12 protein-coding genes are annotated in these 12,079 nt (G+C 35.1%); 1 reads left to right on the top strand and 11 read right to left on the bottom strand.

The window, feature by feature from the left end; genetic code table 11:
• The 4 genes from NTU89_00825 to NTU89_00840 all read right to left on the bottom strand — a co-directional run.
• On the bottom strand, positions 1-548 hold a 548-nt coding region (locus NTU89_00825), incomplete at its 3' end, for a hypothetical protein (protein ID MCX5923088.1).
• 330 nt (positions 549-878) lie between these two features.
• Positions 879-1,544 carry a histidine phosphatase family protein gene (locus NTU89_00830; protein ID MCX5923089.1) on the bottom strand — a complete coding sequence of 222 codons (666 nt, stop codon included), beginning with the start codon at positions 1,542-1,544 and terminating at the stop codon, positions 879-881.
• Complete coding sequence (locus tag NTU89_00835; protein MCX5923090.1) at positions 1,544-2,776, bottom strand: hypothetical protein; 1,233 nt, start codon at positions 2,774-2,776, stop codon at positions 1,544-1,546. The genes NTU89_00830 and NTU89_00835 overlap by 1 nt, the downstream gene beginning before the upstream one ends.
• The gene (locus NTU89_00840; GenBank protein MCX5923091.1) at positions 2,752-4,128 is read right to left on the bottom strand and encodes a S8/S53 family peptidase; all 1,377 of its coding nucleotides are present in this window, start codon (positions 4,126-4,128) and stop codon (positions 2,752-2,754) included. Before NTU89_00840 ends, NTU89_00835 begins: the two co-directional genes overlap by 25 nt.
• Before the next feature lie 248 nt (positions 4,129-4,376).
• Here NTU89_00840 and NTU89_00845 point away from each other — a divergent pair, with 248 nt between their 5' ends.
• Positions 4,377-6,284, top strand: a complete 1,908-nt coding sequence (locus NTU89_00845) for a hypothetical protein (protein MCX5923092.1) — start codon at positions 4,377-4,379, stop codon at positions 6,282-6,284.
• A 110-nt stretch (positions 6,285-6,394) separates the two neighbouring features.
• On the opposite strand, the gene NTU89_00850 is transcribed toward NTU89_00845, so the two are convergent.
• The 7 genes from NTU89_00850 to NTU89_00880 all read right to left on the bottom strand — a co-directional run bounded on the left by NTU89_00850 (position 6,395) and on the right by NTU89_00880 (position 11,900).
• The gene (locus NTU89_00850) at positions 6,395-7,276 is read right to left on the bottom strand and encodes a hypothetical protein (GenBank protein ID MCX5923093.1); all 882 of its coding nucleotides are present in this window, start codon (positions 7,274-7,276) and stop codon (positions 6,395-6,397) included.
• 211 nt (positions 7,277-7,487) lie between these two features.
• On the bottom strand, positions 7,488-7,775 hold the full coding sequence (locus NTU89_00855) for a hypothetical protein (protein ID MCX5923094.1): 288 nt from the start codon (positions 7,773-7,775) through the stop codon (positions 7,488-7,490).
• A 105-nt stretch (positions 7,776-7,880) separates the two neighbouring features.
• On the bottom strand, positions 7,881-8,351 hold the full coding sequence (gene ruvC / locus NTU89_00860) for a crossover junction endodeoxyribonuclease RuvC (GenBank protein ID MCX5923095.1): 471 nt from the start codon (positions 8,349-8,351) through the stop codon (positions 7,881-7,883).
• Between the two features lie 73 nt (positions 8,352-8,424).
• Positions 8,425-8,736, bottom strand: coding sequence for a hypothetical protein (locus NTU89_00865; GenBank protein MCX5923096.1), 312 nt, complete (start codon positions 8,734-8,736; stop codon positions 8,425-8,427).
• Positions 8,737-8,843: 107 nt separating this feature from the next.
• Entirely contained in the window at positions 8,844-10,223 is a 1,380-nt protein-coding gene (dnaB, locus tag NTU89_00870) for a replicative DNA helicase (GenBank protein MCX5923097.1), read from the bottom strand.
• Between the two features lie 64 nt (positions 10,224-10,287).
• Positions 10,288-10,740, bottom strand: coding sequence for a 50S ribosomal protein L9 (gene rplI / locus NTU89_00875; protein ID MCX5923098.1), 453 nt, complete (start codon positions 10,738-10,740; stop codon positions 10,288-10,290).
• A gap of 167 nt (positions 10,741-10,907) precedes the next feature.
• The gene (locus tag NTU89_00880; protein MCX5923099.1) at positions 10,908-11,900 is read right to left on the bottom strand and encodes a hypothetical protein; all 993 of its coding nucleotides are present in this window, start codon (positions 11,898-11,900) and stop codon (positions 10,908-10,910) included.
• Positions 11,901-12,079: the final 179 nt, after the last annotated feature.

Raw genomic sequence — 12,079 nt, forward strand, 5'->3', positions numbered from 1 at the left:
ATTCTCATTGCGCCAAGTGGAGCATTGATTTTAAAGAATAATCCACGTTCGTCTTTTTTCTGTGTGAAATACAACATCAAATCTGTACCAACGTGCATAATTTGAGGATTTAAAGAAATTGTTCCGCCTATTCCTTTTTCATCAACGTTAACATTTCCAAGACCAAATTGATACGCATCAAGGTCAGCTGCGCCTGTGCCGTTACCAATTGTCATTGTGTTGTTGCCAGACCAGAAAGGTCGAGCACCTAGGTTTTTACAACCGCCACATTTTTGACCAAAGTTAGCCATGTACTCAGTTGCAAAAGAAAGTGTTCCAAACCATTCATCCCGATTGCTCTCAGTTTGCAAGAGAGATTTTTCTTGAATGATTTGACGAGATGAGTAAGCAGAAAATGGACGAGGTAGCCAAGTGTTAACACTTGTTGGGCAATTCGTATTGCACTCAGTTGCTTTTGTAGCACAGGTTGTGTTGCATTCAGCCTTTGCATAAGGGTGTTGAAATGCAGCTAGTAGCAAGAGCCACAAATATCGAGTATTTTTGTTCATACTGGTCTCCGTTTTTTATAAAATGAACAGATAAAATTATCCTATTAAAAATGATCCTAGATCAATGCAAAATTTTTGCAAAAAATTTAAAACAGGTTTTGCAAAACTTACAATTTTAGGCAACTTTTACTAAGTTGATAAATCATTCAATCGAAAGTCAAGAATTTCGCTCAAAATTTATAAATGTTATTTTTTTGCGAAACTTCAAATTTTTAGAAAAACCGAAATTTCGCCACAATCCGCATAAGCCCTATTATGTACACACAGGGTGGTTTTTCACCAAAAACATCAAAGATTGCATCCCTTGGCTATTTTCACGCAATTCAAAAATTATTTATTTGAGTCATCAAACAATAATTTTTGCGGCTTATTTTCAAAGGCTACGTCATAGCTTTTGGTGGTCTCATTTTGTGTAAAATGAAGCAAACACAGTCTGTCAAAAACGTTGCCTTTCCAATGATTAGGAAGGCTTTTTAATGTCGAAGGTGAGCTTGAAACATTCTTAAAATCAATAAATTCTTTTAAGAGCTCTAAGATGTGCGCGTGCTCATAAACAATGACTACTGTTTTTTGATTGTATTCAGGATTGGTCATAATTTCTGTAACAAATTGTTTATATTCTGAAAGTGAATAGTTTTTTTGCAATGGAATCTGTAATCGATCAGCTGTTGGCGTTGCAGTGTCAACTGGTCTCATAGATTGATATGAGTCGCTTGGTTTTGGTGCAAAAACCGCAACGGGCTTTCCATAATTTTTAGTAAAAGGTGACAGGGTAAAAAATGGAGCTAGTGCGTAAGCTCGTTCCCATCCGCGAGTAGAAAGATGATCTCCCATCATTGGCTTTCCTTGAGTGGTGTTTAAGACATTTCCGCGCCTGTCGGTCAAGATAGTTTTGACGGACTGTTTTTCGCCATGTCGGACAATGGCAATGTGTGCAGGGACGCAAAATACGAGCATGTTACAATTCAATAAAAAAACACATATGTTTTTTTTCATTATTTTTCTCCGTTAATTATTGTTTCAGGCAAGAAACATGTTATAGAACCACTTGTTTCATCAATTTGTAGCGTAGAATTATTTGATCTGGTGTTTTGGGCAAATCCAAAGTAAACATTATTATTGTCAACAACGAGTGGCGCAAAAATATGGTTAAACGTCCCGATAGATCGTGTTTGGCCTTCAACTCCTTCTATAGTTTTTAACTGTTTATTATATCGAAAGACTTTGCAGCATTCTAATAATTCATCATATGTTGTAAAGTAAATATAATTTTTTGAGTAACTTGGTAAAAATGGGTCAATCGATTCGTATAGCCTAGTTTTATCAGTCCCTGTTAAAAGCCTTAAAGGTAATTTAAAGTCAAATAATTTTTCCAATGACCAAGAGCCACGAATTAAATTCAGTGCGCAACAAGAAAGATGAAAGTTTTTATCATCGTTAGACTGATTGTCATATTTAAGCGCAAATCCGTTATTTTCGTCCTCCATACTTAAAAAACATATCGGGCACTCACTGCTTAAAAGTATTTCTTTTTGTCTTGTAAAAACTGAATGGCTTTGATCGCTAATTTGAGGACTCCATACAGTCCTACAAAAAGAGTAGTTAAAAGACTGATCTTTGGTTATATAAAAAAGAGAGTTGTTAATTTTACAGGGATATAAATAATCAATCGGCTCTTTATCGTGTAAGTTAAACAATTGCACATCTCGATCAGAAACATCACATAAAAAGATAGAAAAATAATCCTTTTGCTTGCCAACAAAATAAAACTGTTCTTCTGATATCCATTTTAAGTAAAACTGTTCTTCTGATATCCATTTTAAGGACGAAATGGCATGAATGGTTGGATCGATATCGATAATGCGAGGAGTTCTTTTTTGAAAAGATTTAACACGGACTCTTCCATGATCAATAAAGCTAAAGGCTGTTTTACTTGGCAGTAGTCGCACACAATAAGGAAGATAGATAGAAGCTAATTCTCGATAGGCTTTTTTGCTGTTTTTATTCCACATCCAAAGCTCTAAATCATCATAAGATTTTTGACGCATGATTAGTAAGTAGTCATAATCAAGATTGGATATCGGATAGATGTACTGCGTAGGAAATAAAGATACGCTTTGCTGATTATCAAAGTCATTATCTTTGGTAGAATTAACCGCTTGCAAAGGCATATGAATAATTGCCAGTATCGCAAAACAAAAGATTAACTGTATTGTTTTTCTTCCCAAATTCTTTCCTTTAACGCATAGATATTATCTTTTACCAAGATATAAAGATCTCTGTCAATTTTTTTATAAAACTCGCAAGTCGCATAAACGGTAGTTTTTTTTACATTGTTTTTATTTGGATTTCCAAGCTTATAAACTTCATAAAAAGAATTTGCCTCCTTTGTGAAAAATTTATTAATCATCTCTAGTTTTTTTATAAAGGAAGTTTTATAAAAAAGCCCCTTTAAAATCAATAATTTCATCAGTGTTTCTCTGCAATCCACCATGCCAAAATTTACTTTTTCATCCCAGTTTTTTTTAAGTTTCTTACTGCTGCTTAGAATTACTTCTCGAATTTGTTTTTTGTTAAAATCATTTTTAAATTCAGATAAAACAAGAGCTAAAAAACCTGTCATCATTGCTGCAGCCATAGATGTACCAGAAAAATATGGCACCAAATAATTTTGAGCTTGAGTATCAAAAATAGGTATAGCAATTTGTAATCCTGGAAATAAAAAATTAGGAGCTGAGTTTAAAGATCCCTGAGAAAAGTCACAAAGAGGATATGAATTATCTTTATACTCAAAGGCGCCAACTGAAAAAAATATAGATTTTAATGCTGCTGGATAAGCTAGCTGTTTAATCTTTTTTCCGTCATTTCCAGCAGAAGCAACAACATATGGAATTTTTTTAATCAACTTATTTATTTGCTTGTCTAGCTGGCACTTAATATTCATATCTGTTTGACATTTTAATCCAAGATGCACAACATCTACTTTTATATCAATTGCTTTTTGCAATCCATCAAGCAAACTTTGTTTACTTGCAAACCCACTTTTATCCATAATTGGAATGACTATGATTTCACAGAGTGGAGCAAGTTGTTTAATAATCTCACGTGTTACATCCCCATGATTTAGGCTTAATTTTTTTTTGTTTGAATTTATAATATTTTGATTTTTTTTCACCTGCTCAGCCAAACGAATTTCGCACAGGTAATCATTTGTATCGGAATTTAGAAGCGAGCGCCTTTTCTCAAATTTGGCCCCCGAGAGCTGGTGTTGCGACAATGGCGAAGTTTTTGACGTCGGATTGCACAGAAAACTATTCTCATTGTAAACATCTGTGTCCAATATTGCAATCTTAGAACCCGCTCCCATTTTTTTTGCTAAATCAAATAATAAAATTTCAGCTTGTCGATCTAAGGTTTTTTTTTCATTTGAAATAAGTCCAACAAAAGGAATTGAAAGATGCCATAAAAAAAATTTTTTATCACAAGATTTTAAATAGCTAGCTTCTTTTATGCCAAAATTAAATGATGCTAAAAAAGAATTTATAAAAATTAAGCTAAGCGTTATAAAAATTATTTTCATGATTATCTCTTGCTAGAAAAGAACATAGCTATATTTAAATTTTCACTCAATACATAAAAACACAAAAAAGCAAACAAGTAAGCATGTTTTTTAGTTTTTTTATTGTATAAAACCAAAAAACATGAACTATTAACTTATCTGAATTGGCCTCTGATAGGACATATCGGTAAAATTTTTTTGCAAAAAAAAAATAATTGTTTTAGGTTCAACATTGATAGTTACTTATATCCAAAAAAACGGAGACCAGTATGAACAAAAATACCCTATATCTATGGGCTTTATTAATGGCAGCATTCAGTTTTGCGCCTGCAAATGCAGAGTGCGAAGCAAGCTGCGCAAAAGCTGCTAGCTGTGACACAGGCTGCGCACAAAGTCAAAACTTGTGGCAACCACACGCATTTTCAGCCTACAGTTCACGTGACATGATGATGAAAAAAAGCATGTATGACACACAATCTGCGCGAGATGAATGGTTTGGAACATTCGTTTTAGCACCTGAATACATGTCAAGCTTTGGTCAAAAATGTGGTAGCTGCAAAAACCTAGGCGCCCTTCCTTTCTGGTCTGGCACAAACTCAATGACTTACGGTACAAACGATGGTGAATCAAACCTTGATGCGTACCAACTTGGTATGGGAAATGTAGTTGGACAAGGTACAATCACTATTTCTCCAAAAGTTATGCATGTTGGTACTGACATGATGCTTCATTTCAAACATAAAAAAGACGAACGTGGACTTTGGTTTACTCTTAAAGCGCCAATCGGAGCTATGAGCGTAAATACAAAAGTTACTGAAACTATTGCTCCAAACAATGGTGGCTTTAAAGGTACTGATTTAACTGCAACTGGCGATTACATGACTGGAACAACATATCAAAACACCGCTGATGGCGCTGTAGATACAGCTTTCCTATCATATCCAGCAGTTGGCAATCGTTATAATTCAATGACAGAAGCTTTTGCTGGTGGTGAAACAAATGAAGGCGCAGTCAATTCATCGCTTCATAAACCAATCCAGCTAGAATTTGCTCGTATAATTGGATGCTGTAAAAATGTAGCAATTCGCATTGGCGATGCTTCAGCAGCATTGGGTTACACATGCTGGGCAAACGACAAAGGATTTGTAGATTTAGGTGTGAAAGTTTCTTGCCCTACAGGAAACGTTCCAACAGCTAAATATGCTCTTGAGCCAATCTTTGGCCGCGCTGGTCACTGGGGCCTTGGTGCTGAATCAACAGCTCATTACAAAGCTTGGGAAAATGAAAAAGGAACAACAAGTGTTGATCTTTGGTTAGAAGGAGAAGTTTTACACTTGTTCTCAGGTAGAAAACCAAGCCTTCGCACATTTGACCTTAAACAAAACGGCGCTGGTTCAAAATATATGTTGCTACAACATTATGCAACTCAAGATAAAGCAGTTGCGTCAACAACACCTACAGGAGGAACCGATAACGTTAATTTAACAGGTTTTACTCCTTCATTTATCACAGCTGCTGCAAACGTTACAACAATGCCTGTAATTTCAAAATTTGCAGTTGAAGGCTCTGTTGCATTGATGGCTGACTTGCATCACAATGATTGGAATCTTTCTATTGGTGGCGAATTCTGGGGGCGCTCAAGAGAGTGTCTTTCAATTGATGCGTGCAATGCAGTTAGGCTTAACGTTCCAAACTTAAATGACTATGCTGTTCTTGGTCGTCAAATTAGTGAAGATTCTAGAAACTTTGTGGCAACTACAGCAGCCAATAGAGTTCGTAATTTATACCTTTGCGAACCTCTAGCTAAGATTTCTAAATCACAACAAACACAATTAGCATCTTCAGATGTTACAGGTATTGTTCCAGGAACAAGCGTATTCCCATTGAACAGTGATCTTTCAGCATATCCTGCAACTCCTCTTCCTACTGGAATTGTTGATGCTCGTGTAGCTACTAACCGTATTCCAGCAGCTCTTGACGAAGCTCTTGATATTGCTGGTGCAGCTGCAAGACGTGCATACACTGGAAAACTATTTGGTCAAATTGGATACACATGGAATGATAACCGTTACACTCCAAACGTTGCTTTAACTGGCTCTGCTGAATTTGCTCCTGCAAATAACAATACAGCTATCAACCTATGGTCTGTTGGTATCATTGGCGCACTTAACTTTTAATTAAATAAATATATATAATCATACGCCCGCCAAAGGTTTAAAAAATAAAAGAGAGTAATGAATTTAAATTCATTACTCTCTTTTATTTTGATTAAAATCTAGATCAAGCATTATTTTGATTTTGGCCCAGCGTATGCTTCACCACGAGCAGCAGCCATAGAGGCCTTATCGTCTGGTTCATCTTCGTTTTTAGATCCAGCATGAATTGGGTAAGCTGTAATAATTTCATCATTGATTGCGGTAATTACTTTATCTGTTTTTGGTGGATACAGTGACCTTATACTTGCAATATTAGCTTTTAAATTTGGATCTGTTTTATCTAATTTTTTAATAGCTTCTTTTTGTCGGGCCTCAGAACTATCATCTTTTTGTTCATGAATAGTAATTGTTCTTTTTACAATTACTATTATATTGACTTTGTCTACAATTCCAGTCATCTCAATAGCTTTTGTCTCAGAACTGCTTGAACTTTTATTATTTCTACTTGTTTTATTAATCGTCAATGAATCAGGAAAGGCATAAACGCGCAAAGTGTTGTTAACAATGTCTTGATTGCTCCATCTTGCTGGAAATTCTGTTTTTGTAAATTCAAAAGGCCCTGATCCGTCCTTATTCAATCTAGATGGACGAAGCAATAAAAACTCAACTGTTCCATCAGAATAAGCTTTTTCACTTTTAATGCCTATCATAGCTGGATACTTAGTTGATATTGCACGCCAAGTCCCAGAAGCATGTCCTCCATCAAAAGGAGATGTTTTATCTGTTTTTAAAACTTTGAAAATATGATCTGAATGAAGCTTCATGCTGCTGGTAAAATCAATTGTTGGCTTGCCGCCCTTCGTCAGTGACTGAACGCTATCATTAAGCGAATGATCTAATCGATCTTGATCATGGGCTGAAGTGTCAGTATCTGTAGAAATATTATGCAAAGAAGAACTATCATGCGCAGCAACTGTTATGTTAGAAACATCAAGAGTATCATCATGAGTCATTTTTCTTGATGAAGAGACTATCTCGTCATCATCACTATCATTTACAACTTGGGGTTTTCTTCTATTTCTAAATTGATCATTTGCATCTGGGCCTCCAACGGGAGATACATTTCCGTCTCTTGAATAATCATAATTTGGTGTTTGCCCAGAAACAGAAGGTGTAAAATTAAGACTACTTAATGATCTTTCATTAAAAGATGGAGTTAATCCATTAAACAGAAGGTGTAAAATTAAGACTACTTAATGATCTTTCATTAAAAGATGGAGTTAATCCATTACCACTTGATATTGGACGAGTAGAAGTAGATGAAAAATTTAGCGCGTCAAGATTTGGCAGTGAGTCATGCTTATTTTGAATTATCATTGTTTTTGGTGATGGTTTATTATTTACAGGCGTGCTAGAAAAAAGACTATCTTCTTTGCGAGCAAAAACTGAAGAATATATCTTCTGATTAAGGCCATGGAAAGCAAAAAGAACTATAAAATAACGTTTCAACATAAAACTCCCCCTTAAAAAACATATGAATCTAAATTTAAATTTAGATTGTTTCTAGGGTTGATTTCAAGAGTTTTTAATATTTTTGATAAATTTGGCTCTGTGAGCCTAGGCTCTTGACCATAGTCCGCACAAGCTAACCGCCACAGCATCTGTCACATCATAAGTCTTAGCGACTGGCAGCATAGGAAAAAGCATATGAACCATTTTAGAAACTTGGTCTTTTTGAGCCCCGCCAAAACCAGTCACCGCAAGCTTAACTTCTCGAGGGGAAAATTCATGCAAAATAAGATTTGATTGATATGCCATTAAATATAAAACACCACGAAGGTATCCAAGCTTTAAAAAAGTTTGTGCATTTTTGCCCAGAAATGGTGTTTCAATCGAAAGATTTGTAACTTGGTACGTTTTAATTTTTTCAGAAAAAAACTCATAAAAAACGCCAATTCGCTGCGAAAGAGTCTGTTTTGAGTCTAATGATAAATATCCATGAGCGATAAGAGTTTGGCGCGTGCCTTGTTTACTGATGATAGCCCAACCGGTAAAGCTAAATCCTGGATCAATGCCTAAAACAATCATAGGTATACCCTTTTTAAATTACGTTTCCAAAAAGGTATACCTATAAAGACTTTTAATCAATAAAAATAAAGATTTATCTGTTTAAGCTTGACTGCATCAAAGATGCTTTTTCATTTGCTAAGCATAAATCATTTTGAAGTTTTTTAAATTCTGGAGTTTTTCTTAACTTCAAAAATCTCTCACAGTATTTTGCGCTAGCAGAGCCATACATTTCAATAATGCGTTCATCTGTAAGATAATGGTTGTTAGATAGTACATGATAAATAGGCATTTTTAAGACTATGCAACATTTAATAATTTGATTTTCAGTTTTTTTGTTTATATCTTGACCAGCTTGCAGAATTGCTGCAAAAAAAACTGAAAGAAAAAGTAATATTTTTTTCATGTGAATTGAACCCTTTGAAATTGACCCCTAAAATTGTAGCTCATTTAAAGATACCAAAAACAGCGAATTTGTCAATCTAGTAAGGGTTTTGAGATTGCTCGAAAGACTTATTCCATATCTTCGAATTTAGTAAGCTCACGAACAAATCGTAAAGGAATTGTACCCGTTGGGCCGTTACGTTGTTTACCAATAATTAATTCAGACAACTCAGGGTTTTCTGTTTCTGAGTTGTAAACGATGTCTCGATATAAAAACATAATGACATCGGCGTCTTGCTCAATTGCACCAGATTCTCGTAGATCTGAAAGCATTGGGCGCTTATCTGTTCGGCTATCTACAGCACGAGAAAGCTGTGACAAAGCAATAATTGGTACCGCTAACTCTTTAGCCAGAGATTTTAAAAATCTTGAAATCTCAGAAACCTCTTGATGCCTATTTTCATGCTTACGGCTTGAATGTAAAAGTTGTAAATAATCAATAATGATCATACTCACATCATGCTTTGCTTTAAGCTGACGAGCCTTAGCCCGAAGCTCCATAATGTTAAGCGCAGCAGTATCATCAATAAATAACTTCATATCACCAAGCTCTGCTGCCACATGAGTTAGAGCGATCCATTCTTCAGAAGAAATGGTAGCATTGCGAATTTTTTGATGATCAATTCCAGACTCAGTAGAAAGCAGACGGAGTGTAAGTTGTTCTGCTGACATCTCTAAAGAAAATACTCCAACGCCCCCACTTTGACGCGCAGCGTTGATAGCAATATTTAAAGCAAATGATGTTTTACCCATAGAAGGACGAGCAGCTAAAATGACTAAGTCTCCAGCCTGAAAACCAGATGTCATCTTATCGAGGCCTTTAAAAGATGTTGCAACGCCAGTAATTCCACGGCTTGAACTTTTAATCGAAGAAAGATGCTGGAAAGTTTTTTTCAACCAAATATTTAATTGAACAAAATTTTGAGATGATCGATTGTGAATAATTTGAAAAATCTTTTTTTCTGCTTCATCGATAACATGATCCACTTCCATCTCATTTTGAGAGTAGCAGCTGGTAATAATATCTAACGATGAATGAATCAGATTTCTTAAAACAGATTTGGATCGAATAATTTTTACGTGCTGCTCAAGCATCCCAAATGAAGGAATATTTTCTTGAAGTTCTATAAAATAAGCAACATCACCAGAAAGTTGTAACTCGCCTGTTTTTTGCAGTGAGTCTTGCAGCGTTATCATATCAATACGTTGATTATTTTGAGACAAACTAAGCATTGATTTATAAATAATGCCATGCGCAGGAACATAGAAATCTTGTGGCTGCAAAGTTTCTTCTAACGTTGCAAAGCAAGTATCATCCAAAAGAACAGCTCCTAAAACTGACTTCTCAGCCTCAATTTGCATAGGCAAAGTTTTGCCAAGCAAACTTTCTTTTTGCCCATTTTGATCTTGTTGGAAATTCTTCCTAGGAAAATTATTGAACTGTTGCACGCGCCAGGACTCCTAAAAAAATAAGTATCCCTGTAAAACAACAGGGATACTTAAAAATGCTTTATTATTTATCTGACAACCCAGATACTTTTAAAGTAAATTGAGGTTGTAGTTTTGATGACAACTTAATTGTTACCAAATGTGAACCAACTGTTTTGATAGATTTATCAAAAACAACTTGGCTTTTTGAAACCTTAACATTGCTTGCTTCTAGCAATTCAACAATGTCGCCTGCGTTGATAGCAGCATATAAACGATCATCATCATGTGTTTTTTTCTTGATCGATAGACGAAGAGCTTTGATCTGTTCTGCAAGAATACTTGTTACAGATTCAATAATTTCTTTTCTTTGATCAATTGTTTTTGCTTTTTTTGCATAAAAAGCAGCATTAGCTTCAGTTACTTCTACGCCCAATTTTTTTGGGAATAGAAAGTTTTGCGCATAGCCTTTGCTTACTTTAATGATTTCGCCAGCAATGCCAACTTTTTCTATACTTTTTAATAAGTAAACGTTCATATCAACCTTCTTGTACTTGAAAAGTGTTTAAGATAAAGAGCATCATAACAAAACCACACCAAAATGACTAGGCTCTATAAATCAAATTTTTAACTATTTTAAAAAAGGAGGAAGAGAAATAATCCCCTCCTCCTTTTTTGGTTTTTATATTTTTCCAATCAAAATAGTTAAGTATACCTAGCTACAGCAAATAAATAATTTGATCCATTATATAAAGATCCAACTAGAACAATATTGCCATCTGAGTCGATTGTAACGCCAAACGCTCCGCTATTACCTGAACCAATTTGAGTAGTTGTTATTCCCGCTGTTCCAAAATCAGTATCTAAAATACCAGCAGATGTATACCTAGCTACAGCAAATAAATAATTTGGTCCATTATATGAATATCCAACTACAACAATATTACCATCTGAGTCGATTCTAACGCCAAACGCTCCGCTATCACCTGAACCAATTTGAGTAGTTGTTATTCCTGCTGTTCCAAAGCTAGTATCTAAATCTCCATCTGATGTATACCTAGCTACAGCAAATAAATAATTTGATTCATTATTATAATATCCAGCTAGAACAATCTTACCATCTGAGTCGATTGTAATGCCATATGCTCCGCTATTACCTGAACCAATTGCAGTAGTTGTTATTCCCGCTGTTCCAAAGCTATTATCTAAAATACCAGCAGATGTATACCTAGCTATAGCAAATTCATTGTATGTTCCATTATATGAATATCCAGCTACAACAATATTACCATCTGAGTCGATTGCAACGCCATAAGCACCGCTATCAGCAACACCAATAGAAGTCGTTTTTGTTCCAGGCGGTGTTCCAGTAGGATTAAAAGTAATGTCTAAAATACCTCTTTGTATATTTTCAACTACACTTTGATCAATAAGTCCCAAGCCGGTTGTGGTTCCTAAGTTTCTAGCATGAGAGTTAGCTCTACTAACTGCATTTGCTACATCTGCTTCTATCAAACGCATGTTCGAGTGATGACCTTTCACTGCGGATTTTGAAGCATTGCTCTTATTTTTAAAGCGTGGCTTGCTGGCAATTTGTCCAGATACAGAGCGCCCCTGTGGCGTCGTAACGCTTGGCTGAATAGTTTCACCCAAAAATAAACCTGAAATTAATAATCCATATAAATGTTTTTTCAACATACTTTTCCTTTTTAAATTAAAATAACAAAGACAACCTTTTAAAAACTAAATCTATCCAGAAAACCTTCCTTTCGTAGTCGCATATAAAACATGCAAATCATATTTAACTTCAAAATATTTTATAAATAAAACCATGAACTTTTTCATATATTCAAAATAAAGCCAGGATTCATTACAAA

Source organism: Candidatus Dependentiae bacterium (genome assembly GCA_026389065.1).
Classification (GTDB): Bacteria; Babelota; Babeliae; order Babelales; family Chromulinivoraceae; genus JACPFN01.

Bases quoted from the DNA above. Each gene is read 5' to 3' on its own strand.
- NTU89_00830 (MCX5923089.1), bottom strand. From the start codon at position 1,544: ATGAAAAAAAACATATGTGTTTTTTTATTGAATTGTAACATGCTCGTA.
- NTU89_00840 (MCX5923091.1), bottom strand. From the start codon at position 4,128: ATGAAAATAATTTTTATAACGCTTAGCTTAATTTTTATAAATTCTTTT.
- NTU89_00845 (MCX5923092.1), top strand. From the start codon at position 4,377: ATGAACAAAAATACCCTATATCTATGGGCTTTATTAATGGCAGCATTC.
- NTU89_00850 (MCX5923093.1), bottom strand. From the start codon at position 7,276: ATGACTCATGATGATACTCTTGATGTTTCTAACATAACAGTTGCTGCG.
- NTU89_00855 (MCX5923094.1), bottom strand. From the start codon at position 7,775: ATGTTGAAACGTTATTTTATAGTTCTTTTTGCTTTCCATGGCCTTAAT.
- ruvC (MCX5923095.1), bottom strand. From the start codon at position 8,351: ATGATTGTTTTAGGCATTGATCCAGGATTTAGCTTTACCGGTTGGGCT.
- NTU89_00865 (MCX5923096.1), bottom strand. From the start codon at position 8,736: ATGAAAAAAATATTACTTTTTCTTTCAGTTTTTTTTGCAGCAATTCTG.
- rplI (MCX5923098.1), bottom strand. From the start codon at position 10,740: ATGAACGTTTACTTATTAAAAAGTATAGAAAAAGTTGGCATTGCTGGC.
- NTU89_00880 (MCX5923099.1), bottom strand. From the start codon at position 11,900: ATGTTGAAAAAACATTTATATGGATTATTAATTTCAGGTTTATTTTTG.